This is a genomic window from Martelella mediterranea, assembly GCF_004342225.1.
Taxonomy (GTDB): domain Bacteria; phylum Pseudomonadota; class Alphaproteobacteria; order Rhizobiales; family Rhizobiaceae; genus Martelella; species Martelella mediterranea_B.
In genome coordinates this window covers 134,390-157,602 of the sequence record NZ_SMAR01000007.1, presented here as the reverse complement: position 1 = coordinate 157,602, position 23,213 = coordinate 134,390, and the positions used below count along the sequence as shown (strand labels likewise).

Annotated in this window: 36 protein-coding genes and 1 pseudogene; 34 read left to right on the top strand and 3 right to left on the bottom strand. The window is 57.4% G+C overall.

Features of this window, described 5'->3' with window-relative positions; genetic code table 11:
* The coding region (locus EDC90_RS07250) for a hypothetical protein (protein ID WP_207903867.1) at positions 1-660 on the top strand (660 nt) is incomplete at its 5' end.
* Positions 661-1,428: 768 nt separating this feature from the next.
* On the opposite strand, the gene EDC90_RS21185 is transcribed toward EDC90_RS07250, so the two are convergent.
* Both EDC90_RS21185 and EDC90_RS21545 read right to left on the bottom strand, forming a co-directional pair.
* Complete coding sequence (locus tag EDC90_RS21185; RefSeq protein WP_245510972.1) at positions 1,429-1,716, bottom strand: hypothetical protein; 288 nt, start codon at positions 1,714-1,716, stop codon at positions 1,429-1,431.
* Between the two features lie 9 nt (positions 1,717-1,725).
* Positions 1,726-1,947, bottom strand: a pseudogene (locus EDC90_RS21545) (helix-turn-helix domain-containing protein); the annotation flags it as partial.
* Between the two features lie 148 nt (positions 1,948-2,095).
* On the opposite strand from EDC90_RS21545, the gene EDC90_RS07240 reads away from it, so the two are divergent.
* Positions 2,096-2,389, top strand: coding sequence for a helix-turn-helix domain-containing protein (locus tag EDC90_RS07240; RefSeq protein WP_132309997.1), 294 nt, complete (start codon positions 2,096-2,098; stop codon positions 2,387-2,389).
* A 149-nt stretch (positions 2,390-2,538) separates the two neighbouring features.
* Here the strand turns inward: EDC90_RS07240 and EDC90_RS07235 are convergent, their stop codons facing one another.
* Positions 2,539-2,976, bottom strand: coding sequence for a hypothetical protein (locus tag EDC90_RS07235; RefSeq protein WP_132309994.1), 438 nt, complete (start codon positions 2,974-2,976; stop codon positions 2,539-2,541).
* 218 nt (positions 2,977-3,194) lie between these two features.
* Between EDC90_RS07235 and EDC90_RS07230 the strand changes: the two genes are divergently transcribed.
* The 32 genes from EDC90_RS07230 to EDC90_RS07080 all read left to right on the top strand — a co-directional run bounded on the left by EDC90_RS07230 (position 3,195) and on the right by EDC90_RS07080 (position 23,188).
* On the top strand, positions 3,195-3,554 hold the full coding sequence (locus tag EDC90_RS07230) for a hypothetical protein (RefSeq protein ID WP_132309991.1): 360 nt from the start codon (positions 3,195-3,197) through the stop codon (positions 3,552-3,554).
* A 1-nt stretch (position 3,555) separates the two neighbouring features.
* Entirely contained in the window at positions 3,556-4,377 is an 822-nt protein-coding gene (locus EDC90_RS07225) for a ParB/RepB/Spo0J family partition protein (RefSeq protein ID WP_132309979.1), read from the top strand.
* The gene (locus EDC90_RS07220) at positions 4,374-4,838 is read left to right on the top strand and encodes a hypothetical protein (protein WP_432419992.1); all 465 of its coding nucleotides are present in this window, start codon (positions 4,374-4,376) and stop codon (positions 4,836-4,838) included. Before EDC90_RS07225 ends, EDC90_RS07220 begins: the two co-directional genes overlap by 4 nt.
* Positions 4,838-5,044, top strand: a complete 207-nt coding sequence (locus EDC90_RS07215) for a hypothetical protein (protein ID WP_132309975.1) — start codon at positions 4,838-4,840, stop codon at positions 5,042-5,044. The genes EDC90_RS07220 and EDC90_RS07215 overlap by 1 nt, the downstream gene beginning before the upstream one ends.
* Complete coding sequence (locus EDC90_RS07210) at positions 5,041-7,014, top strand: transposase domain-containing protein (RefSeq protein ID WP_132309973.1); 1,974 nt, start codon at positions 5,041-5,043, stop codon at positions 7,012-7,014. The genes EDC90_RS07215 and EDC90_RS07210 overlap by 4 nt, the downstream gene beginning before the upstream one ends.
* A gap of 117 nt (positions 7,015-7,131) precedes the next feature.
* Entirely contained in the window at positions 7,132-8,157 is a 1,026-nt protein-coding gene (locus EDC90_RS07205; RefSeq protein WP_245510971.1) for an AAA family ATPase, read from the top strand.
* A complete protein-coding gene (locus EDC90_RS07200; protein ID WP_132309969.1) occupies positions 8,154-8,462 on the top strand; it encodes a hypothetical protein in 309 nt (102 codons plus the stop codon). The genes EDC90_RS07205 and EDC90_RS07200 overlap by 4 nt, the downstream gene beginning before the upstream one ends.
* Positions 8,459-8,698: a hypothetical protein gene (locus EDC90_RS07195; protein ID WP_132309967.1), complete on the top strand. Its 240-nt coding sequence runs from the start codon at positions 8,459-8,461 to the stop codon at positions 8,696-8,698. The genes EDC90_RS07200 and EDC90_RS07195 overlap by 4 nt, the downstream gene beginning before the upstream one ends.
* Entirely contained in the window at positions 8,695-9,462 is a 768-nt protein-coding gene (locus tag EDC90_RS07190; protein ID WP_132309965.1) for a DUF3164 family protein, read from the top strand. Before EDC90_RS07195 ends, EDC90_RS07190 begins: the two co-directional genes overlap by 4 nt.
* A complete protein-coding gene (locus EDC90_RS07185) occupies positions 9,462-9,770 on the top strand; it encodes a hypothetical protein (RefSeq protein WP_132309963.1) in 309 nt (102 codons plus the stop codon). The genes EDC90_RS07190 and EDC90_RS07185 overlap by 1 nt, the downstream gene beginning before the upstream one ends.
* A complete protein-coding gene (locus EDC90_RS20850; protein WP_165972768.1) occupies positions 9,767-9,916 on the top strand; it encodes a hypothetical protein in 150 nt (49 codons plus the stop codon). Before EDC90_RS07185 ends, EDC90_RS20850 begins: the two co-directional genes overlap by 4 nt.
* Complete coding sequence (locus EDC90_RS07180) at positions 9,913-10,599, top strand: DUF7168 domain-containing protein (RefSeq protein WP_132309961.1); 687 nt, start codon at positions 9,913-9,915, stop codon at positions 10,597-10,599. The genes EDC90_RS20850 and EDC90_RS07180 overlap by 4 nt, the downstream gene beginning before the upstream one ends.
* Positions 10,596-10,838, top strand: a complete 243-nt coding sequence (locus tag EDC90_RS07175; RefSeq protein WP_132309959.1) for a hypothetical protein — start codon at positions 10,596-10,598, stop codon at positions 10,836-10,838. Before EDC90_RS07180 ends, EDC90_RS07175 begins: the two co-directional genes overlap by 4 nt.
* Positions 10,831-11,493, top strand: a complete 663-nt coding sequence (locus tag EDC90_RS07170; RefSeq protein WP_132309957.1) for a gp16 family protein — start codon at positions 10,831-10,833, stop codon at positions 11,491-11,493. Before EDC90_RS07175 ends, EDC90_RS07170 begins: the two co-directional genes overlap by 8 nt.
* The gene (locus tag EDC90_RS07165; RefSeq protein WP_132309955.1) at positions 11,493-11,693 is read left to right on the top strand and encodes a hypothetical protein; all 201 of its coding nucleotides are present in this window, start codon (positions 11,493-11,495) and stop codon (positions 11,691-11,693) included. Before EDC90_RS07170 ends, EDC90_RS07165 begins: the two co-directional genes overlap by 1 nt.
* A complete protein-coding gene (locus EDC90_RS07160) occupies positions 11,690-11,947 on the top strand; it encodes a hypothetical protein (RefSeq protein ID WP_245510970.1) in 258 nt (85 codons plus the stop codon). Before EDC90_RS07165 ends, EDC90_RS07160 begins: the two co-directional genes overlap by 4 nt.
* The gene (locus EDC90_RS07155; RefSeq protein ID WP_132309953.1) at positions 11,944-12,153 is read left to right on the top strand and encodes a hypothetical protein; all 210 of its coding nucleotides are present in this window, start codon (positions 11,944-11,946) and stop codon (positions 12,151-12,153) included. The genes EDC90_RS07160 and EDC90_RS07155 overlap by 4 nt, the downstream gene beginning before the upstream one ends.
* On the top strand, positions 12,150-12,530 hold the full coding sequence (locus EDC90_RS07150; RefSeq protein WP_132309951.1) for a helix-turn-helix domain-containing protein: 381 nt from the start codon (positions 12,150-12,152) through the stop codon (positions 12,528-12,530). The genes EDC90_RS07155 and EDC90_RS07150 overlap by 4 nt, the downstream gene beginning before the upstream one ends.
* Positions 12,531-12,603: 73 nt before the next feature.
* Positions 12,604-12,966 (top strand): hypothetical protein, encoded by a 363-nt coding sequence (locus EDC90_RS07145; RefSeq protein ID WP_132309949.1) that lies wholly within the window; start codon positions 12,604-12,606, stop codon positions 12,964-12,966.
* A 113-nt stretch (positions 12,967-13,079) separates the two neighbouring features.
* Positions 13,080-13,781: a peptidoglycan recognition protein family protein gene (locus EDC90_RS07140; RefSeq protein ID WP_132309947.1), complete on the top strand. Its 702-nt coding sequence runs from the start codon at positions 13,080-13,082 to the stop codon at positions 13,779-13,781.
* 2 nt (positions 13,782-13,783) lie between these two features.
* Positions 13,784-14,035 (top strand): NAD(P)+ transhydrogenase beta chain, encoded by a 252-nt coding sequence (locus EDC90_RS07135; protein WP_132309945.1) that lies wholly within the window; start codon positions 13,784-13,786, stop codon positions 14,033-14,035.
* The gene (locus EDC90_RS07130; protein ID WP_132309943.1) at positions 14,035-14,397 is read left to right on the top strand and encodes a hypothetical protein; all 363 of its coding nucleotides are present in this window, start codon (positions 14,035-14,037) and stop codon (positions 14,395-14,397) included. Before EDC90_RS07135 ends, EDC90_RS07130 begins: the two co-directional genes overlap by 1 nt.
* Positions 14,363-14,635, top strand: a complete 273-nt coding sequence (locus EDC90_RS07125) for a hypothetical protein (RefSeq protein WP_245510969.1) — start codon at positions 14,363-14,365, stop codon at positions 14,633-14,635. Before EDC90_RS07130 ends, EDC90_RS07125 begins: the two co-directional genes overlap by 35 nt.
* Entirely contained in the window at positions 14,625-14,954 is a 330-nt protein-coding gene (locus EDC90_RS07120; protein WP_132309939.1) for a DUF2730 family protein, read from the top strand. The genes EDC90_RS07125 and EDC90_RS07120 overlap by 11 nt, the downstream gene beginning before the upstream one ends.
* The gene (locus EDC90_RS07115; protein WP_132309937.1) at positions 14,951-15,262 is read left to right on the top strand and encodes a VpaChn25_0724 family phage protein; all 312 of its coding nucleotides are present in this window, start codon (positions 14,951-14,953) and stop codon (positions 15,260-15,262) included. The genes EDC90_RS07120 and EDC90_RS07115 overlap by 4 nt, the downstream gene beginning before the upstream one ends.
* A 2-nt stretch (positions 15,263-15,264) precedes the next feature.
* Positions 15,265-15,867: a DUF3486 family protein gene (locus EDC90_RS07110; protein ID WP_132309935.1), complete on the top strand. Its 603-nt coding sequence runs from the start codon at positions 15,265-15,267 to the stop codon at positions 15,865-15,867.
* The gene (locus EDC90_RS07105) at positions 15,864-17,522 is read left to right on the top strand and encodes a hypothetical protein (protein WP_245510968.1); all 1,659 of its coding nucleotides are present in this window, start codon (positions 15,864-15,866) and stop codon (positions 17,520-17,522) included. Before EDC90_RS07110 ends, EDC90_RS07105 begins: the two co-directional genes overlap by 4 nt.
* Positions 17,522-19,078, top strand: coding sequence for a DUF935 domain-containing protein (locus EDC90_RS07100; RefSeq protein ID WP_132309933.1), 1,557 nt, complete (start codon positions 17,522-17,524; stop codon positions 19,076-19,078). The genes EDC90_RS07105 and EDC90_RS07100 overlap by 1 nt, the downstream gene beginning before the upstream one ends.
* Before the next feature lie 50 nt (positions 19,079-19,128).
* Entirely contained in the window at positions 19,129-20,340 is a 1,212-nt protein-coding gene (locus tag EDC90_RS07095; RefSeq protein ID WP_132309931.1) for a phage head morphogenesis protein, read from the top strand.
* A gap of 413 nt (positions 20,341-20,753) precedes the next feature.
* On the top strand, positions 20,754-21,809 hold the full coding sequence (locus tag EDC90_RS07090; protein ID WP_165972767.1) for a phage protease: 1,056 nt from the start codon (positions 20,754-20,756) through the stop codon (positions 21,807-21,809).
* On the top strand, positions 21,806-22,186 hold the full coding sequence (locus EDC90_RS07085) for a hypothetical protein (RefSeq protein WP_132309927.1): 381 nt from the start codon (positions 21,806-21,808) through the stop codon (positions 22,184-22,186). The genes EDC90_RS07090 and EDC90_RS07085 overlap by 4 nt, the downstream gene beginning before the upstream one ends.
* A gap of 33 nt (positions 22,187-22,219) precedes the next feature.
* The gene (locus EDC90_RS07080) at positions 22,220-23,188 is read left to right on the top strand and encodes a capsid protein (RefSeq protein ID WP_132309925.1); all 969 of its coding nucleotides are present in this window, start codon (positions 22,220-22,222) and stop codon (positions 23,186-23,188) included.
* Positions 23,189-23,213: the final 25 nt, after the last annotated feature.

The following is a 23,213-nucleotide window of genomic DNA, read 5'->3' as shown; positions in this document are numbered from 1 at the left end:
CAGAACAGGATGCCTGGGCTCCACGACCTCCGCACGCTCATCGGCTATTCCCACACTGAGGCCGATCAGGCGCTCGACTGGCGCATCGCATTGCACGAGTGCGGCCATGCCATCGTCGCCACCGCGCTCGCGCTCGGCCCGGTCACGCGCATCATGCTGGAACCGCTGGGCGGCGAAACCGTGACGCAGAACCGTCGCAATCAATCCCTGCTGCGTGATGTCCACGCTGAGATCGCGTGCCTGATGGCCGGGCGGGCGGCGGAGCGTCTCGTCCTCGGCGAGATTTCGGCAGGTGCGGGTGGCAGCCGGCGGTCGGATCTTGCCCGAGCCACGAACATGGCCCTGCAGATCGACCATCAACTGGGGCTTGGCGCCTATGGCCCTGTATATCGAGGTGATGCCGACGGGCTTGCACTTCATGACCCCGCCCAGAGACAGCGTGTCCAGCAGCGTCTCCTGAACGCGGAGGCGCTGGCCACCGGAATCCTCCAACGCCATCAGCCCGAGCTGGAAGCAATGGCAAAAGCGCTGATGGAGGATCGCGAACTGGTCGGTGCTCGCCTCGAGAAAATGCTCGAAAGCATCAAGCAGGATACCGGCATCCTGGAAGTCAGTACGAGAGAAACGGCTAATGACAAGGAAACGAACCAGCCACGATAGAGAACGCCGGCTTCATCGGCTACGGTAGGAAAGGCAGAGTCGAAAAACCAGAACAAGAAAGCGCAGCCTCGACTTTCGTGCCGGAATGTACCTTGTTGTTTGACACAGAGATCCGGAATTTCCGGGATTAGGTGGGAATAGGCGAAATCGAGCGGGAAAGCCCTGAAATAAAAGGGATTGCGAGAACTCCGGCGAAAATCGCGGCGCGGCGCTTTTGACAGCGCCTATGGTACGATACGAGCGGAAGCGGTGCAAAGCGACAAGTCCAGGGCAAAGGCTCAAAATTTCTTTGAAATTCCACGAGAGGGCTTTGAAGAGCCTTCAAGGTATTGAAAAATAAGCCTCAAAGAAAAGTTTGGCTAATGCCGCCGTGGCTAATTTTCCCCCGAAAAATCATGAAAGTTTCAATCTCAAGTCTGACTTTGGGTTAGAGTTAAGAGTTAGTTACATGAAAACAATCACTTAGGTAAAATCGCGCTCCATTGAAAGTCTAACCCATACAGAGCAGGACCGTCGGTAAGGCAGCGGGAGTAAGTGCGTACTTAGTTGCAACCCAAAAACGCGACTGATAGCGTTGACACGTAAGTCAGTTGTTTAAGAGTGCATGCCATGCGTTTCGTTCGATTTCATCTGTTTGGCCTCAAAATCGCTGTAGGCGATAGCGGATAGAACATCCTCCCAACAAGTCGCTTTTTTCATCGGGTACTACGCGCCCGAACGATTTCCCGTTGCCTGGTGACAGAGTAGCGGGAGCGCCCTAGCGCACGATCATGAAGCCCCGCGTTTACCAGCTCCAGGGCTTGCGGCAGCGTCCTGCAATTGTTTCTTCAACATAAACTCCAGCAATGGCAGCGCCGCCTCGACCTCTTCCGGGTCGTTTACATTAGACACGCGCTTCAATAATTCGTCGAAGAGATATCCAGCCTGACTTGCCAGCGCCAAGCGCGGCAACTTGATGTCGAACTGCTGATGTACTTGGTCGGCAAGCCCGGCAAGCTTTTCAAAGACTGCCGGATTGTATGCTGGGGGCAGAGCCTTCGCCGGATCATCAAGCATGCTCCCTTTACCTGAGATAAGCCAGTGAACGTTTATTCCAAGACGCACATGATACGCAGCCAAAGCATCTGCGTCTGGCGGGTTCTCACCTCTTTCATATCGCGCAACCGCAGACTTGCTTAAGCCAAGTCTCAGCGCGAATGCGTCACGTTCTTCGTCCCCAAAATGACGCCGAATAGCCCGTAAACGCTGGCCGAGCGGAGTCTTCGGTTCACTCTCTGGTCTAGCCAATAGCCCTTAAAACCATTTTCGACTTTACAAAAATCGAAAATGGTTTTATCCCTATCTATGCGCACCACAGAAGCGGGGCGCGGTTGTTACTAATACGAGCCTTAAAAAACGGGCGTTGCAGCGCCCGCTTTCAAAGCGGAGTTATTTCATGAGCACCCCGACCCCAGACAAAGTCTGGAAGAAGATCAAAGATGCGGTCCACGATCGCGGCATGACACTCACAGAGCTTGCCGCTCACAACGGTCTACACCCGTCCACTTTGCGCAAGGTTAAGGGCCTTACGCATTATGAAGGTCAGGCAGTGCTGGCCGATTTCATCGGCACGACGCCTGAGAAGCTTTGGCCCGATCGCTACCCACGAAAAACATCCGTCATTTACAATAGCAATAAGTACGGTCCGCCGAAAAGCCGGAAAAGCATCTCCGATCAGGAGGCGGCGTGACATGGCGCGTGATCCAGATCCTCTGACAGAGTGTGCACGTCTTTTTGCCGAAAGCGTACGTCGTGACCTTGAGACCCCCTCGACGCCGGAAGTTCGCCATAACCTGAGTGGGCGCGCGGCCAACCGCTACCGTTTCGACACGGAGCCTTCTAGCCTTCATCGAACGGGTCGTGATCCTGAAACGGCCAGAGGCTCGGATAGCTTTCCTGCAGGCTTTGAGCCGCCGCCGCATATTGCAACAGAGTCGATGTTTTTGCCTGTCCGAGCCGGGGTATGGGGTCGTATTTCTGAAGCGTTTCAGCATATGCTTCAGCGCACCTTATCTCAAAAGCAACGGCGATCAGGAATGTGCGGCGGACGATATTATCGCCCAACCCTTCCAGAAACATGCGCCTGCGCGTTTTGTTTCCGGCAAGAAACAGACGGGTCATGCTCTTGTATTTTTCCTTGTAAACTAGATCGCACTGCTTCTGAATGCCAACCTCCTCGCAAGCATCAGCAAGGTTCTCAATGCCTTCTTTCAGCAATAGGTCACCTATGTAGGCTTGCTCCTTGCCAATGTATTCAGCCAGCTGATCCAACCCCATGTTCATGCCTCCATTTGTGTTGTGTGAACCATGGTTGCAGCAAACGCTATCAGCGCACAATGGCGAAACGTGCATCCAAATTCGACAGAACAATTGAGACGGAAAGCGCACTGCCATGATCACGATCTGGATCGGGCTGGCCGGATACTGCGCGCTTTGTTGTGTGGCTGCCGGTTGGTTCTGGATCGCTGGCAGACATTAAAATCAAGGGGACTACCATGAATATATACTCAGAGGATGATCGCCACAGGCTGATGCTGACCTGCTGCTATAGCGCGGTCGCTCGCCATTTCAGCCATCTTTCGCTCGAAGATATTATCGACCCTCCGAACGATCTCCTGGACGCGGCACTGGCGCGGCAATGCGCGCTAACGATGATGCGTGACTACTTCGACGTACCAGCACGCCGTATTGCAAAGATTACGGATCGCAATGTCGGCCGCATCAAGCAAACCATGTGGAAGGTCAACCTGCGCCGTGACTGCACGGTATTCGACCGAGCCTATCACAAGATGGGCCTTCGGGCGCTGGCGCTTTACGGGCAGGCCTACGGCAAAGCCGAAGCGGAGGCCGCGTGACATGGCCGAGTTCATTTCTGCATCGATAGACAAAATCCACATGGGCGAACGTCTGCGCCCGATTGATCAAGGGTATGTCGAGGCCATTGCCGCGTCGTTTGAAGAGCGCGGACAGATCAGCCCGATCATGATCAGAAGCACACCGGCGCAAAATAAGGGCAAGACGCCGTATACGCTGGTCGCCGGTGCCTATCGGCTTTCCGCCGCGCGCCTGATCGGATGGTCCGAGATCGACGCCATCGTTGTCGCTGCCGATCAAGTCGAGGCTCAGCTTCTTGAGATATCCGAGAACCTTTACCGCAACGAACTGAACCCGCTTGATCGCGCCATTTTCGTGATGAAGTACCGGGAACTTTGGGAAGAGAAAAACGGGAGTATCGATCCAAAAGGCGGTCGCCCTGAGAAACAGGGTAACGATTACCCTGTTTTTGCAAAAGGTCGAGAACTTTCGAAGCAAGTACAAAACCGCCTTGGAATTGGCGCGGAAACCTACAAGCTTATCAATCGCATCGGTCAGAACCTGCATCCAGCGCTACGACAGGCTGTGCGCGGAACCGAGGCCGAAACCAATCAGGCGTTGTTGCTGAAATTCGCGAAACTGACACCCGATATGCAGGTGAAGGCAGCGGCAGCGCTGAAAGAAAGTGGTGACCCGCAGAGCGTGTTGGCGCTGACAAAGCCCCAGAAGCCTGAAAAGCCCGCTCGCGATCCGGACACAGAGGCACTTGCCGCTCTGCGCAAAGCATGGGGACAGGCAAGCCAGTCCGTCAAAGATCAGTTTCTCCAAGAGATTGGCCTATCCCGTTTTCAGGAGGCAGCATGATGTCGACGAAACGCGACCCTTCACAGATGGATTTCTTTTCATCACCGGTCTTTCCAACCCGTGATGCCGTTGAACAGATCGACCTTGATCGTTTTCGCGCACGTCTGAAGCGGGAAATGGCGAGGGCAATCCGCGAGGCACCGTTCGACCGCCCGACGATAGCAGCCCGAATGGCACATTATCTCGGCCTGCCGTCAATCTCGAAGGCGACGATTGATGCCTACACCGCCGAGAGCAAGAGCGGGCATGACATCAGCCTGCCGCGCTTCAAGGCATTCGTCCGTGCGACAGGTGCGGTGTGGCTTTGGGATGTGATCGTGTCAGAAGACGGCTTGTTGCTTCTCCAGGGCGACGAGGCACGATTGGCAGAGATTGCCCGTCTTCAGCAAGAGCGCAAGGAGATTGAAGGCCAGCTCAAGGCACTCCGCTCCAAGCCCGTTACGATCCGGAGGGCACGCTGATGTCGAATGCTGAACGCGGCGTCTCTTTGAAAAGTCAGGTGGCGGCACTGGACAGCCTGCTTCATGGCCGATCGCTGACGCTCTCTCCCTCACATCGTGCACTTCAGAAAGAGCACCTGGAGGCAGCTCTGCGCACACTGAAGTGGATGGAAATTCACGCTCCTGAAATCCGTCGAGCAATGGCGGCAAAGGGAGGCAAGGTATGAGGGAATGGTTCACAGCCTCGGAATTGGCGGCAGCGAAATTACCGGGGTTTCCTGCCTCCGAGCTACATGTTGGGAAGCGTCTTTCTGGTGCGCGTGGCACCAACAAAGCCAGACAGCGCAAAGCTGTCGGCGGGGGGTATGAATACCATTATTCACTTTTGCCCGCCGCCGCCCGCGAGAAGCTAGCGTTTATCCTGACCGAGCCAGAACCGGAAAAATCCGAAGTCTCAAAGCTTCTTTGGAGGCGGTTTGAGGCCCTTTCAAGCGAACATAAAGCGCTCTGCGAAAAGCGCCTCGAAGTGATCCAGCGCGTCGAAGCAATGGTTGAGGCCGGTCTACCGAAGAAGAAGGCTGTCGAAACGGCAACGCAGTACACCTGCACAGGAAAAAGCGCCTACTATGAATGGTGGGCGATGGTGAAAGATCAGCCGAAACAGGACTGGCTCGCCGCACTCGCTCCGGCATTCTCGGCTAAGGCCAATGGTGTCGAAAAAGAGATTGCACCTTGTCACTCTGAAGCGTGGGCATTCTTCAAGTCCGACTTTCTCCGCCCCGAAGGGCCGAAGTTCTCTGCCTGCTATCGGCGTATGGTGAAGGCTGCAAAGTCTGAAGGCTGGTCTCCGATCCCGTCCGAACGCTCACTGCGCCGCCGCCTGGAACGCGAAGTTCCAAAGGCCGTGCAGGTTATGAGCCGCGAAGGCCGCGAGAAGGCCAAGCGCATGTTTCCGGCGCAGGAGCGCTCTGTTGCACATTTGCATGCAATGGAAGCGGTCAACGCCGATGGCCACAGGCTCGACCTGTTTGTGAAAGTGCCATGGGCCGAGAAGCCAACACGCATGTATCTGATCGGCACGCAGGATCTATATTCGCGCAAGGTGCTTTCATGGCGGCTTGCAGAGGCTGAAACGTGGGATGCGATCCGGGCCTGCTTCGGTGACATGGTTGAAGATTTCGGCATACCGGAGCGCATCTATCTCGATAATGGACGTGCCTTTGCCTCCAAAATGATCTCCGGTGGTGCGAAGACACGCTATCGCTACAAGATCGACGCGGACGAAGTGTCCGGCCTGCTGGTGACACTTGGCATCGAGCCGCGCTTCGTAACGCCTTATCACGGTCAGGCAAAGCCGATCGAACGGGCATGGCGCGATCTGGCCGAAGAGATCAGCAAACATCCGGCGATGTCAGGTTGCTACACCGGCAACAAGCCGGATGCCAAGCCTGAAAACTATATGGATAAGGCCGTGCCGCTCGATGTTCTCGAACATCACGCAGCCGAGATGATTGCCGAGCACAACGCCCGCACCGGCCGCCGCACCGAAACAGCCAAGGGCAAAAGCTTCGACCAGGTGTTTGCCGAAAGCATGGCCGCGCCGGCGACCATCGTTCGCCAGGCAACGGAAGCGCAACGCACGATCTGGCTGCTGTCGGCCACGGGGCTGAAAGCGCGCCAACCGGATGGTTCCATCCACTTCATGGGATCGCGGTATTGGTCCATCGAACTCAACCAGTGGATCGGCAAAAAGCTGATGGTTCGCTTCGACCCGGACAATCTGAAAAAGCCGGTGAAGGTCTACGAGCCAAACGGTCGATTTATCTGTGATGCCGAACCGCTAGGCAGCATCAGGTTTGACAGCGTCGCGGAAGGCCGTCGTCAGCAAAACAAGGCCAAGTCATACAGCAAGCTGACCAAACAGCGTGCCGATATGGAACGCCAGTTTGCAGCCGAAGAGCTGGCCGACATTCTGGACAGAGGCAAAAAGGCCAGCCCGACACCGAAGCCTGAAAAGGTAAGGCCGACAGTAACCCGTATCGCCACAGGCAATCTCGCCACGAAAATCGAACCTGTGCCTGAAGAGCAGCTCGACGAGGATCGTTACGAGGACGCTTTCAGCCGCGCACTCGAAAGGTATGCCGACAGCGATGCCGTTATCCAATTCCCGCAAGGCGGCAAGACCAAGACCGGATAAACCGGCGATGACCGATAAGTATTGCGTTCGGTTCCGACAATGAAAAAGGGCGGGAGATTGCAGCTCCCGCCCAAAAGAAAAACACCCCATCAGGGGCACAGAACGGAGCCAAGTATAGTGACTAAGAAGTTTAATGCAAATAGCGGCTGGGTTCTCAGCCAGCCAACCGCAACCTTTCTCGAAAAACATCCTGTCAGCGATGTGGAAGAATGGCGTGCGCTGACTGCACGCACAGCCGAAATGGCATCAACCAACGGATGGTCAAAAGCCGAAGTGGCACGCCGCAGCGGGGTTGCCGAGGGTACATTCTCACAGTGGCTGTCCGGCAAATACAACGGCACGTTGGCCAACTATAACCAGCAGATTGGGCAGTGGCTAACAAGCGTTGAGGAAGCGGCCGACATGGCCGCAGCCATTCCGGCGTCCCCTTCATTCGTGAAAACGAAGGTCGCTACCGAAGTCTTGCAAACGCTTATGTGGGCGCAGATGACGCCAGCCCTTGTTGCCGTGACGCTGGACGCGGGCGTTGGAAAGACCACTGCCTGCCGCCATTACTGCGCTACGCGGCCTCATGCCTACATGGCGACGATCAGCCCGTCGACAAAGAAGGTACATGGCATGCTGGTCGAACTGGCCGAAGCGCTTGATGTATCCGAGCACAACCCGGCCCGGCTGGTTCGCGCTATCGGGCGAAAGCTTCAGCGTGTCGGTGACGGCACCTTGCTGATCATCGACGAGGCCCAAAACCTCGAAGCCGAGAGCATCAACCAGTTGCGCCACTTTGTCGACAACAACAGTTGCGGCGTCGCCCTTGTCGGCAATGAAGACACGGCGGCCTCTTATGTGCGTCAGCAAGGCCGATCCGTCGCATCACGGGCGCAGGTGCTGTCACGTTTTGACAAGCGCTTACGACGTGAAGGCAACCGCGCCGAAGACATCCGGTTGTTCGTGGCCGCGCTCGGCATTGATGATCCCGATTGCATCAAGTTTCTGCTCGGCCTCGGCCTCAAGCCCGGCGCGCTCCGCCAGATCGATCGTACGGTCAAGCTGGCACGCATGTATGCGATGGGCGAAGCCCAGCCGTTGTCGCTCGATCATCTGAAAGCCGCCTGGAAAAATCGTGATCTGGGAGACCTGCAATGAGTGCCACCCTGATCAACATGGTTTTGAGCGACACGCTACGGGTTCACGCGCTGCACCTCGACAAGGAGCATCGCGAAGGCGGTGGCTTGTCGGAGGCCCAGTGCGGCCAGCTTGCCAGAGAGCTGCATGTGCTCGCCGATCTGGCCCGCAACACAGAACAGGAGCTTTACGTTCACCGGCTCGACAAAGCCCAGCGCGAAGGTTGCGAAATTCTCGAAGACGAAGCCACGCGCAAACTCAGGCAGATGCTTGCCGATCCAGATGGCAAGATCGTCCGCCCGGATTTCAAGGGAGGCAAGGCATGAACATCCAACCATCTCAATACCTGTCGGGCGTGCGCGATGAAATGAAGCGCTTTGTGCGCATGCAGAAGCGGCCAAGCGTCAACGAACTGGAAGGCATGGTGACCCGGATGAATACCGGCATTGCCCTGACAGAAGAACTGGAGGCGGAGAACCGCCTCCCGACCAAAACCAGGACGAACCGCCCCAAGCTGTTCCTGATTTCCAACCACGACAACAACGGAGGTGATGCAGCATGACCAGTGAAGCATACATTCTCGAAGCACAGCAGAACCAGCCGCGCACCGCTGAAATCAACGGCGGACGCTATATCGAAGATGTGCGCGGCCGGTTCGTGCCGGAAGCGCTTTACCAGGCGCAGGTTCGCGAGATCGGTACCGGTGTCACGATGGTGAACGGCCGTGAGATGATGACCGATGCCAGCGACCGGCTGGTGCCGATCGACATGGTCAAGCCGCAGCACAAGCTTGAAGACGAGGTTGTGCGCAAGGTCATCGGCTTTGCCTTTGACCTCTCCGCGCAGATCGGCCGGTTTCTTGAACACACCATGATCGACCTGGACGGCTTCGACGCGCTTTTAGCGCAGGAATACGAAGTCACCAAGGGCGGCAAGAAAGGCAATCGGACCTACCAGTCTTACGATGGGCTTTACAAAGTTCAGGTGCAGATAGCAGACCGTATCGATTTCGGGCCGGAGCTACAGGTTGCGAAAAAGCTTTTCGACGAATGTATGAATGAATGGTCAGCCGATAGCCCGGCACCACTGCAGGCAATTGTTACCCGCGCATTCAGCACTGACACGGAAGGCCGCATCAATCGCGCTGACCTGTTTAGCCTGTTGCGCCACAACATCGATGACGAGCGCTGGCAGCGCGCTATGGGTGCCATCCGTGATGCCATGCGGGTGACCGGCTCGAAGCAGTATGTCCGCTTCTATCATCGCCGTTCGGTCGAGGATCGCTGGCAGGCGATCACGATTGATCTGGCGAAGGCAGGTGCGTGATGAGCGAGCATTACAACAGGCTATCACCTGCCGAAGCGGAACGCCTTGCTATGCTGGCGGAAGAAGCTGGTGAGATCGTCCAGGCTGTCGGAAAAATCCTCCGCCATGGGTACGAGAGTTTTCATCCCTCCGATCCCACGACGCCAAACAGAGTTCTGCTCAGCAATGAGGTCGGAGACTTGAGTGCCGTTTACACCATGATGCTTGCCAATGGTGACCTTCCTTCAATCCAAGAGGATGAGGTCACAGCGTCGCTAGCGTCGAAGCTTCGTTGCACTCACCACCAGCGTGCGGAGTGTGAGCGATGATCAAAGTCACCTCGAAACACAAAAAGTCGCGCAACGGCGCTGAACATCAGTGCGCCCATTGCGGCAAAAAACTCCGCGGCGAAAAGGGCCTGAAGATGCATGTCCGGCAGGAGCATGAGGAAGCTGGAAAGGCGGTGGCGAAATGAGCGACAGTATCAAACGCCGTATCGCCGCATTGCTACAGAAGACCACAGCACGTGGTTGCACTGAACAAGAAGCCCTTGCAGCTGCCGAAAAGGCAGCTGCATTAATGCGCGAATATGGCTTGTCGGACCTCGATATTGAGATCAGCCAGGCTTCGGTGAAAGCAAAAACCCACGGTGCTTCGATCCGCGATCGTCTCTGGCGTGATCTGGCATGGTTGACCAACACGGCGACGCTTGTGGGTGATATCGACGGCCACCACAGAACCTTTGTCGGCCGCGCACCCGGTCCCGAGATTGCCACCTACCTGTTCGTCGTTCTCGACCGGGCGATTGACCGCGCCGTCCGCGAGTTCAAAAAGACACCGAGCTATACCCGGTTGCGTAAACAGAAAACCAAACGTCAGGCCGTTTATGATTTTACGGCGGGCATGGTTGTTCGCCTCGGTATACGATTGCGGGCGCTCTTTGCGGACATGCTGTCAGATGACGCAAGGAGTGACGCTTCACGCGCGTTGGCCGAACGCTACCCCGATACGGTTGCGGTCCACCAGCGGGCTGGTGCGGTCAAGAACGGCAATATTGCGACGCTCGGCTATTTCGCCGCTAACAACATCAATCTCGCGCACGGCGTCAACGGTTCTGGAGGGCCAAAAGCCATTGCCGGAAAGGCGGGTGATACTTGAATACGTTGGCCGGTACTTTCGCCAGTGATGCGTTCCGGCGTTGCCCCGTCTGTGGCGCGGCTGAAGATATGGTCGTTGGTTCTGTCGACGAGCACCGTCATGCCCGCGCTTATTTATGTAGCGCTGTTTTCGAGCGTATTGAAGGCTTTTTCGCCTGCACGCATCCCTGTCCGGCACCATCGCAGATTGCGGTCTCGCACATCATCGCCGAAGCTCAGAAAGGGTCAGATCATGAGTAGGTCAATCGCGGCACTGCATGTCGCAAAGAAACAGCTTGGTTTGGATGATGAAACCTACCGCGCCAAGCTTTCGACCATCACCGGGAAATCTTCCGCCAAGGAAATGTCGGAGGCCGAGCGGCAGAAGGTTCTGACGGTCTTCCGCAATGAAGGCTTTTCGCCGAAGGCTACCGAAGCACGGCCGGACGGTCGCAAGAAGCTCACCGGCAAATTTGCACCGAAACTCCAGGCGCTCTGGATTGCGGCGTGGAACCTTGGTCTGGTCAACAACCGCGATGACGCGGCCCTGCTTGCCTTTGTGAAACGTCAGACCGGGATCGATCACACGCGCTTCCTGACCTATGGCGGCGACGCCTCGAAAGCGATTGAAGCGCTCAAATCTTGGATCAAGCGCGAAGGCGGCGTGAGCTACGGAAACTCACAGGGGGAAGAGTGGCTTCAGTCCGACATTGCCAAGGTCTGCTGGGCGCAGTGGCGTCTGCTTGAGCCAGAAGCCCAGCTTTATCCGGACACAAAAGGCTTTCCGGCAGAAGTCCTGAAAATAGCTGGAATTGCACAACTTACGACACCGCTCGGGATTTTGAAGCCCGCTGATTGGCGTTTGGTCTCCAATGAACTCGGCAAACGTATCCGTGCCCGAAAGGCAAGTGCGTGATGGATGACGTCAGAGAAAGGCTTCGCCGCGTCAGTCGTATTGAAGAGGCTTTGGTCAAAGCGTTCGAGGATGCCGACGTTCCTATCGATCGTAGCGACGATGGTGACACAATGACGTGTTCGCTCAACGAGGACATGGGTGTGACCTGGCACCTCTCGCTTTCGAGTTTAGCCAGAGATATCGAAAGGCTTCTATCGTGAAACCTTCTTGCTCAATGCCAGTCACAGGCTTCGAAATCGCTGTCGTCAGCGATCATGCCTTGCTGCGCTATCTAGAACGGAAACACGGCCTCGATGTCGAAGCACTGCGTGCAGAGATCCGCACCGCCTGCCGGGATGGTGTTCGTTATGGCGCGAAGGCCGTGGTGGCCGATGGCGTCAAGTTTGTCATTACCGACGACACTGTTGTGACCTGCCTTGAAAGAAAACGCACAGAGCGGAAGGGAAAGGGATGACCGCCAGCAACCTTCCGCTTTTCACCGTCACAGAAAACCGTGAAGCTCTGAAGAGGCTTCAGGAGCGCCGCAATGCGCTCTTGATGCGTCTTCAAGGCCTCTCGCCACAGAGCCGCAAACGCGCCGGGCTGACCTACGAACTGTCCATCGTCACCACTGAAATCATCCGCTGCGAAACGAAAAACGACGGGAGGAATCTACAATGAACCAGCTCCCTGCAATTCTCGATGAAATTGCTCAAGTCGCGGGAAAAGAGGCTGCCTGGGAAATTGCGCGCGCGAATGGCGGACGAGTGGTCTATATTCCCGCTTCTCCGATAAGCGATCACTGGCTGACACAACTGGTTGGCTACGACAGAGCCGTTAAAATTTGCGATCACTTTCGGGTTGGAGACACCGGCCAGCGCATCCTCATTCCGTTGGCCAAATATACCAGCCAGCGCGAACGGCTTTCCCGTGCATTGAATGCGGGCATGAGCGCGCCAGAGGCGGCCGAAGTGTCCGGCATGCATGTTCGCTCCGCGTATCGGGCGCGTGCGCGCAAGCGCAAAGATGACGACGACAACCAGGGCAATCTTTTTTAAGCGTTGCACAAAATCGTCATGGTGCTGATCGCCAGAGTTGTTAAGCTGCGACCGTCTAACAACGAGGTTTTTGATGAAAAAGATTGCTTTAATTTCAGCCGCCGCACTGGTTTTGTCCGCATCGTTTGCAACAGCACAGAACAGATACCCCCCAAGTGCCTTCATGGAGATTATGGGGAGCGCACATGCTTATGAAGAACTATGCGACAATCTTATCATTGACGAAGGCGTGATGCGGCAGGTTGCCCTTGAGAACCACATTACCGAGGCCGTATTTAACCAACCTCGCAACCAGCAATCCTTCACGGGACAGTATCAAAGGATGATCCAGTCTGCGGACAGCTATACAGATCGGGATTTCTTCTGCGGTAATGGTTTGGTGGAATTTGGCGCTGACGGCGTGAATATCCCCGGCCTCCTGAAGCAGAAAAACTGACTCTTCTGACCTGCGCCTGACACTGTCAGCCTGACAACGTCATCCGATAAAACAGCATACTGGCTCCGACTTCACGGTCAAGATGACCAATCCCCTGAAGACGGAAAGCCGGTATGCGCCCCATCAACGAAATCATCATTCACTGCACGGCCACGCCCGAAGGCCGCCCCGTCAGCGTTGCCGAGATCAATGGTTGGCACCTTGAGCGCGGCTGGTCGGGTATCGGCTATCATCGCGTCATCCATCTCGACGGCCGCCGTGAGGCAGGCCGACAGATCGAACGCATCGGCGCGCATGTCAAAGGCCACAATACCGGTACAGTCGGCGTGGTCTATGTCGGCGGCATGAACCGCGATTTCACCGCCGCTGCCGACACCCGCACGCCCGCCCAGAAAGACGCGCTTCTCGCCGAAATCATCGATCTTCGCGACCGCTTCGGCATTGGGAAAATCAGCGGCCACCACGACTATGATGCGGGCAAGGCCTGCCCTTCGTTTGAGGCTCGCCCGGAATACGCCCACCTGTTCCCGGCAATGAATGCCGTTGCCAATTTTGAGGACGAGGTTTTGCGGCGCGGCGATATCGGTCCTGCCGTCTTTGACTGGACAGAAGAGCTTCGCCGTTTCCGCGAGATGATCGATCACGAGTGGCCGGTGCAGCCGAGCGATACCTTCGATTACACAATCGAGATGGTCACCATCTGGTTCCAGAAGCGGCGCGGCATTGTTGCTGATGGTATTGTCGGCCCGCAGACCCGCGACGAAATGGATCGGGCGCTCGCAGGCAAACCGCCTTACCGGGCATTGGAGCTGTGATCATGGAGAAGCCAAGCTACCGCAGTTCCAAACGCTTCATGGGCATTTCCCATGCACTTGCCTGGGCGGTCATCTTCATCATCGTTGCTGCCGCCTCCTATGGCTCTGACGGCGCACTGGCACTTGCGCCGACCATCATTCCTCTGATGGTCGGAATGATCCTTGCGCTTCTCGGCATCCATCGCGGACTTGGCTCGATTGATATGCGCACCATAGCACGCTTTGGCCGCGATCAACCGGACAAGGGGGCGTGATGCCCGCTTTTCTGGCGAAATACCTGTCTCCGCTCGTGGTCGCTGGCTTGCTGTTTGCGGCTGGTGGGCTGCTTGCCTTTGCCGCCGTCAACGAGGTCAACGACATGGTGAAAGATGCGAAAGACACGGCAAACGCCGAACGCAACGCATTCTGGCAAGGCGAGATTGCCAAAGCCAATGCGGCAAAGGAAAAGGCCGTCGCCGCCCAGCTCCGCGCCGTCATGCTCGCCGGAGAACAGATCCGCACGGCCGAGGCCGAAGCTGAAACCAAACTGAAGGAAATGGAGAAAGCGAATGCGGCTTTGCCTGGCGGCGATGCTTGCGGCCTTGGGCCTGAGCGCGTGCGCATCCTCCCCCGATGAACCGGTCGTCATCACTGAGCTTGTCAAACCGGTGCTGCCAGAAGGTGCGCGTGACGATTGCGCCGCACCGTCACGTCTGCCGAATGATGGCGGATTGAGCGAGGCAGAGGTGTTTAACCTCTGGGCATTCGACCGCATCGCGCTGAAAGTCTGCGAGATCCGCCGCGCTGCCGCTGTCAACGCCGTGGATGCTGCGCCGGAAGAACACGAGTTAATTGGAGAACTCCATGGAACCTAGAGATCTTCAGTTATGGCTCTCGATCGCTGCGACACTGCTTTCAATAGGTGCCGTCATCTATGCAGTTATCACCGCCAAGGCCAAAGGCAACAGCGTAAAACTGGATAAGCTGGAAGGTAAGGTCGAAGACCATGGCCAGCGCATTCAGTCACTAGAAGACGAAATGGAGCATTTGCCGGACAAGGAAAGCCAGCACCGCATTGAAGTCGGGTTGGTTGAGTTGAACGGCCGTATGGATGTGCTTTCGGAGAGCCTGAAGCCAATCCACGCGAATAACCAGCTCCTGCATGATCTCTTACAAAAACAGGTGACGAAATGAATTTAGGGGTTGATTGGGAACAGGTTCGCCGCGAGCGCGCGCGTCTGGTTATTCTGAGAGCCTTGGCCGAGCAGCTGAACGGTTCCCTTGATAGCAGCATTCTGGAAGAAGTTCTGCCGCTTTCTGCCATTCGTGAAGACCAACCATGGATACGCGAACAACTCAAATACCTTGAGAAGATGGACGCGATCAAACTCACGGTCTCCGAAAGCATCATGATCGCCACGCTGACCAAGCGCGGACGGCGCCACATTGATCGCGACATTGCCATCGAAGGGGTCACGCGCCCCCCTATGTTGGGTGAGTGAGCATGGCGACCAGAGGACGCGGCCGACTATCCAAGATCGATCTTTTACCCGAAGAATGTGACGATGTTGTCGCGTGGGCAGCGCAGGAAATGGCCGATCGGGACCGGCCTCTGACCGAGATCTATCCGGAGTTCTGCGATAAGCTGATTGCCGTCCAGGGCGAATATGGCGTTGGCTTCGATATACCGTCCTTTTCCTCGTTCCATCGGCACTCGGTCAAGCTGGCGCAGATGACGCGCCGCCTGCAGCAAACCCGCGAAATGGCCGCGATCATTTCGGAACGTATGGATGCCGAAGCCTCCGATGATCTGACGCTGATTGCCGCCGAGGCGATCAAGACGCTGATCTTTGAACTGCTTCAATCGTCGGGCGAAAGCGGCCTTTCCACCAAGGGTGCGCAGGAACTGGCCAATGCACTGCGGGCGGCCACTGCCGCTCAGTCCGTCTCCACCACACGCCGCCAGAAGGTCGAGGCCGCGTTCGAAGCGAAGACGGAAGAGGTTATCGAGAAGGTCTCGCAGGAAGCCGGTCTCTCCTCTGAGACTATTGCCCAGCTTCGCCGTGATTTCCTCGGTGTCAGGCCGAAGGAAGGCCGCGCTTCATGAAGGGCAAACAGAACATTCCACGCGGGGAGTGGCGCGACCCGATCCTGCCGCGCGAACCCGACAAGCTGCCGGAAGAATGGCCGCGCGGTGCGGATATCCCTGACGAACTGGACCCGCTTGCCGATGGCGTTCTCATGCTCCATCAAAGCGAATGGCTGGAAGATGACAGCGACCTGAAGGCCTGCGCGAAAGGCCGACGCACCGGCATAACCTTTGCCGAGGCGCTGGACGATACGCTGATTGCCGCCGCCAAGCGCTCGGCGGGCGGACAAAATGTTTTCTATATCGGTGATACCAAGGATAAGGGCCGCGAGTTCATCGGCTATGTGGCGCAATTCGCAAAAACGGTGGCCAAGCAGCTCGTGTCGATCGAAGACAGTTTCTTTACCGATCAGAAGGCCGACGGCTCAACCCGCCAGATTGCGTCCTATGTCATCCGTTTTGCATCCGGCTTCCGCGTCGAGGCGCTCTCGTCCCGGCCGGAAAATATTCGTGGCCTGCAGGGCGTCGTCGTCATTGATGAGGCAGCATTCCACAAGGATGTTCGCGAAGTCCTGGATGCGGTAAACGCGCTTCTGATCTGGGGCGGCAAGATCCGCGTGATCTCGTCGCACAATGGCAACCTGAACCCGTTTAACGAGCTGCTGCGTGAGGCGCGTGCGGGCAAGGTGCCGTTCAGCGTGCATGAAATCCCGTTCACCGATGCTGTCACGAATGGTCTTTATCGCCGGGTCTGCCTGATCAAAGGGACCGAATGGACCGAAGAAGGCGAGCGCGAATGGGAAGCGCAAATCCGCAATTCCTATGGCGTGCGCACCGCCAAAATGCGGCAGGAGCTGGACGCCATCCCTGCCGATGCCGAAGGCGCGGCTTTGTCCCGCGTCCAGATTGAAGCCTGCATGAAACAGGGCATTCCGGTCATTCGCTGGGCTTGCAACGACGATTTCAAGAATGCGTCTGATGACGTGCGCACCCGCGCGGCGCTGGATTTCTGCGAGAAGGAACTAAAGCCTGTTCTCGATCGGCTGGACAAACGCCGGTCGCATTATTTCGGTGAGGACTTTGCGCGCAAGGGCGATGCGACGGTCATCCTGCCGCTTGAACTTGGCCGCGATCTCGTTCGCCGTGCCGTGGCCCAGATCGAGTTGCGCAATGTGCCCTTCGATCAGCAGCGCGAGATCCTGTTTTATATCGTTGACCACTTGCCGCGCATGTCTGGCGGTGCGCTCGATGCGCGCGGCAATGGTGCTTATCTGGCGGAAAAGGCAGCCCAGCGCTATGGCTCGAATGTCGTTGAGGTTCAGCTTTCCGACAGCTGGTACAAGACCGAAATGCCCGCCTATCTTGAAGCGTTCGGCGACAAGACGATTGTGCTGCCTGCCAGCGAAGACACGCTCACCGATCATCAGGCACTCGCCTATGTCAACGGCTATGTGAAGATCCCCGACAACCACCGCTTCAAAGGCACGGACGGCTTTGACCGCCATGGCGACAGCGCCATTGCTGGCGCGCTGGCCTATTTCGCAACACGGCAGGAGATCGAGATCATCGAATATACCGGCGCACACGAGACGGTCGATGAAGGCGTGAAGCTGTTTGACGATGAAACCACCGGCGGCGGTATGCTGCCGGAACTTTCCGGAGGCCTTTACTGATGGTGCTCTATGACCACCGTGGCGAACCAATAAAAACCGCCAAACTGAAAGAAGAGTTTGCAGCACCTGAAACGTTCGGCGTGCGCTCCGTCTGGCAGGACACGATTGCCAGCGGTCTCACGCCGCATGGTCTGGCCTATCTTCTCGACCAGGCGGCGCGCGGTTATCATGAGCGTTACATTGCCCTGGCAACCGAAATGGAGGAACGGGATCTGCATTACGCAGCGGTCCTGTCCACGCGCAAGCTTGCTATCTCCGGCATTACACCAACGGTCACCGCCGCTTCCGACAGTTCGGAGGACGAGAAAATTGCTGACGACGTGCGCCAGCTTGTCACAGACCCCAGCTTTACCGATGATTATGTGATCGACGTTCTGGACGCACTCGGCAAAGGGTTTTCCGTTGTCGAAACGCTCTGGGACTTTTCCGAGCGGCAATGGTGGCCGAAAGGCTATCGCTGGCGCGACCAGCGTCATTTCGTGATTGACCGTGAGGATGGAACGACACTTCGCCTTAAAACCGGGACCAATCTTCAGGGCGTCGACCTGCCAGCCTTCCAGTTTACCATCCATCATCCGAAGCTGAAAAGCGGCCTGCCGGTGCGCGGCGGGCTGGCGCGTCTTTCCGCCTGGGCCTTCCTGTTCAAGTCCTATACGCTCAAAGACTGGATGGCGTTTCTGGAAGTCTACGGCATGCCGTTCCGTGTCGGCCGTTATGGCAAGGGAACGTCGCCGGACGAACGGCGCGTGCTGTTGAAAGCCGTGCGTCAGCTTTCCTCCGATGCTGCAGCGATCATTCCGCGCGAAATGGATATCGAGTTTATCGAGGCCAAGGGCGGCTCCGGCAATGCTGTTTTCGGATCAAAAGCTGAATACCTGGACAAGCAGATTTCGAAAGGTGTTCTCGGTCAGACGATGACCAGTGACGACGGCGCGTCCATGGCGCAGGCCGAAATCCATGAGAATGTGCGTATTGATATCGCCCGTGCCGATGCGCGCCAGCTGGCAGGCAGTGTTCAGCGCGACCTCATTCGTCCGTTCGTGGATCTGAACTATGGCCCGCGCGATAAGTATCCGAAGCTTGAATGGCCGATTGCCGAACCGGAAGATGTCAAGTCGCTTGCGGATGCACTGGAGAAGCTGGTCCCGCTTGGCCTCAAGGTGTCCATGTCGAGTGTCCGCAGCAAGCTCGCTCTGGATGCACCGAACGATGAAGAAGAGCTTCTTACGCCACCGCCATCAGCGGCTCCGCCACCGGAAGAACCACCTGAAACAGCGCGGCTGAAGCCATGCGCCCATTGCGGAGAAGTCCACACGGCCGCCAGCGAGCAAACCGAACTGGACGCGCTGGCAGAAGATGCGCTTGCCGATTGGGAGACCGACCTTGAACCGATGATAAAGCCGCTTCGAGACCTGTTTGAGCGGGCCACATCCTATGAAGATATCGAAAACGGACTGGATGATTTGATCGCCAAAATGGATGCAGGTCCGGTTGCCGATCGGCTAGCGAAGCTCGCAATGAAAGCGCGCGGCCTTGGCGATCTCGCAGATGAATAATCCGGCGAAGCCGCAAGCGCGACCGCGCGGCGGCAGTGTGAGGACAAAACATGTCTGATCTGTTCAAGACCGCGCCCAAAGAAGTTACACGTTTCTTCGAGGCCAAAGGATCGGAGCCGACTTTCGACTGGCGCGACATTGCACCGGACGAACATGCCTTCACCTTCACCGTTGCCAAGACGGCTGGCTTTGATGTCCTGGACGATATCCGTGAAGAGGTGTCGCGAGCCGTCCGGGATCAGGTGCCCTTCGAGGAATTCCGCAAAAGCCTCACGCCGACGCTGCAGAAGAAAGGCTGGTGGGGCCGTGCCATTGCCACCGATCCCAAAACCGGTGTTCCCGATATCGTTCAGCTCGGCTCGCCGCGCCGTCTCAAAACCATCTATTGGGCGAACACGCGCACGGCCTATGCGGCCGGTGAATGGGAACGCACCCAGCGCAACAAGGCGTTTCTGCCCTTCATCCTTTACCAGCGCACAATCGCCCGCGATCCGCGCGACGAGCATCTGGGCTTTGTCGGGATCGTTTTGCCGGTCGATCATCCCTTTTGGGAAACGCACTACCCGCCGAACGGTTGGGGCTGCGAATGCACGGTGCGGCAGATCTCGCGGCGCGAGGCGGTTGCACTTGGCTGGTCGGAAGATCAGGAAGAGCCGGTCGTTGTTTTCGAGAACTGGAAGAACAAGCGCACCGGCAAGACCGAGAAAGTGCCGCGCGGCATAGATCCCGGTTGGGCGCAAAACCCCGGCAAGAACCGCGCGAAGAATGTTTCGACGTTCCTTTCCGATCGCGTCGCGGCTCTTCCGGCCAATCGGCGCACGGCCGCGATTGAGGATATTGTCGGCTCGCCAATTTTAAAGTCGATGTATGAGAAACCGAAGAAAGGCATGTTTCTGCCGGTCGCGCCGGTCAGGCAGGATCTCGCCCAGGCGCTCGGCGCGGAGCCGACCTTTGTGCGGCTGTCATCCGACAGTCTGGAACACATGATCAAGGAACACAAAGAGCGTGGATTGACCCTTGACGATATGCGTTCGGCCCTGGCCGTTGCCGCAAATCCGGAAGCGGCCATTCCGCTCCATTCGAAAAAAGGCTTCACCTATCTGGGAGAAGCCAATGGCAAGGGATGGAGACTGACAGCGAAGGCCGTTGTCGCTGAAACCGGTGAAACCGAATGGTGGATGACCAGCTTCCACCGCAAGACACGCAAAGAGATCGACCGCATCAAGAGGCGGGCGGAAAAAGACGGAAAGCTGCTGAAATGAAAATGACGGCGTGGAAGGACGTGAACCCCTTCGCTGATCCGGCAAGCCGTCCAGGTAGCACGAAAATGTCTCACGCCGTCTGGTCATAAATATAGTCGTTAACGCTTGTCTTTGCAATTGGCCACAGAGCGCCGAAAGCCGCTTTGACGGTCAACGATAGCCGAAAGCACTCGAGCAAGCGCTGACGGGCTTTGAAACGGCTTTGAAATTGATCCTGAATGAGAAAGGGCGGGTGCATTTGCGTCTGGTCTGGCAAAGTTTGCCGGGGTCATCTTGTTCAGCGCGTCTGCGCGTCGCCAATCGTTTGGCGCGTGGTCCGCAGGTCAGCCCGAAGGGCGTGCGACCGTGAGGACAAGAAAGACCCTGACACTGTCAGGCTCTTTTGCGCTTCGCCGACCAGCCAAGGTTGGCCCATGACGAAACGAACCGCAACCCATTTTTTAATAACAGAGATTGCAGCGACGGGCGGCAAGGCCCCGGACTGGATCATGCTGTTTCCCAAAGGCCCGGCGATTGAAGCACGCGACGGCCGTCGCTTCACGATCAACGATCCGGACGCGATCATCGCCGCTTTTGAAAAGAACCAGGGGCCGCTCGCTATCGATTATGAGCACGGCCAGGCTCACAAGGCCGCCGAAGGTGAGATCGCCCCGGCGGCTGGCTGGATCACAGCCATGGAAATGCGCGACGGCGCGCTCTGGGCGAAAGCCGAATGGACCGACAAGGCGGCGGCCATGATTGCCGCGCGCGAATACCGGTTCACCTCGCCCGAATTTCTCGTCGACAAACAAAAGAATGTTCTCTCCGTGGCGGGCGCTGGACTGGTGAACCGACCCGCCTTTGTCATGCCTGCGCTTGCGCGTGCTGAAACCGAAACTGAGGAAAATGCAATGGACCTGAAAGCCATCGCCAAGGCGCTCGGCCTTGATGAAGACGCCGATGCGGCAACCATTCTTGCTGCCATCGAAACCCGCAACACCGAGACGGCCGCCGTGTTGTCTGCGCTGGAGGTTGAAAACCTCACTGATGCGCCCGACGCCATCACCGCGCTTGGCGATGAGAAGACCCGCGTTCTTGCGGCGAAGGATGAAGCATCAGCCGAAATCAAAACACTCACCGAGCGGCTCGATGCCATGGCGACGAAGGACCGCGACCGGGAAATCGCGTCTGCGCTCGATCAGGCTGTGAAAGACCGCAAGATCGCACCGGCGTCGCGCGAGCACTACAAGAAGATGTGCGAGGCCGAAGGCGGTCTTGAGCAGTTCCGCGAACTGGCTGCCACGCTTCCGGCCATCATCGGTGCGCAATCCGAGCTTGGCGACCTGCCAGCTGAAACCGGCAGGCTGCCGACGGATAACCCGCAGGAGCTGGCCGCCCGTGCCACGGCCTACAAGGACGCGCAGGCCAAGCTCGGCCGCGTCATTTCCACCAGCGAAGCCATTGAGGAACTGAAGGAGAAGGGCGAATGATCCCGCTGCTTACACTCAGCTATCGCACCGTCAGCGGCATCGCCGCTTATCTGATTGCCCGCCACGGAGCCGATCATCGCTCTGCCGAACCGGCAACAGCGCCGACCGACAAGCTGATCGGCGCTGTCGGCGAGCTTGGTTCGGAAGACGGTGGCATGGCCGATATCGTCAAGGCTGGCATGTCCGAGGTCCGGCTCGGCGGCACGGTCGAGAACGGCGATCCACTGACGGCAGATGCCAACAGCAAGGCCGTCAAGGCCGCACCCGCTGCCGGTGAGACCGTCGCCATTATCGGCACGGCCGAAAGCGATGGCGAGGCGGAAGACGTCATCCCTTATCTCGCCGCCCCCGGCTTCCTTTCCAACCCGTCGGCCTGATCGCCACGCCTTTTTCCATAAGGAACACTGACCATGGCAAAGCGCCCATTTCCCGTTGATCCGTCGCTGACGGCCATCTCCATTGCTTACCGCAACCCGGCTTCGGCCCGTATCGGCACGCGGGCGCTGCCCGGCGTTTCGGTCGGCAGCGAAACCTTCAAGTACAACATTTTCCCCATCGACCAGGCATTCAATACCGGCGATGCCGAAGTCAGCCGTCTCGGTCGCGTTCCGCAGCTCACCTTCAACACCGAAGAGGAGGAAAGCTCGGTCAAGGATTATGGCTATGACACGCCGATCCCGCAGTCCGATATCGATGAGGCTGCCCGCCAGCGCCAGATGAAGCGCTCACGTTACGATCCGCGTGCGGCCGCCGTCGAGGGTATCACCGACCAGCTCGACAATGATCGCGAAGTCCGCTCCGCCTCGATCGTCCAGAACCCGGCGAACTATGATGCCGGTCGGCAGGTTGCTCTGGTCGGGACAGACAAATTCTCCGATTTCGAAAACTCCGATCCCTATGGCGTCATTGATGAAGGTTTTTCGTCCACGCTGATTTATCGCCCGAACCAGATCACCATGGGTCGATCGGTCTGGGACAAGCTCAAGCGGCACCCACGCCTGATCAAGGCGATCAAGGGCGGGCTGACGGAAGACGGAGCGATTACCAAGCAGCAGTTTGCGGATCTCTTCGAAATCAATCTGGAAAATCTTCTGATCGGCGAGGCCTGGATCAACACGGCGCGCAAGGGCCAGCAGGTCAATCTTGAGCGTGCCTGGGGCAATGCCATTTCACTGCGTTACATCGATGTCACCAAGCAGGCCGCCGTCGACAGCATTATGACATGGGGTTTCACCGCCGAACTCGGCACCCGCATTTCCGGCTCGATCGAAGATCCCGATATCGGGCTGGAAGGCGGCGAGCGCGTCCGCGTCGGCGAGCGTGTGCGCGAACTCGTGGTCGCCAAGTCGCTTGGCTACCTGATCCGCAACCCGATCTGATCGAAACCGAATAAGGACGTTCGAC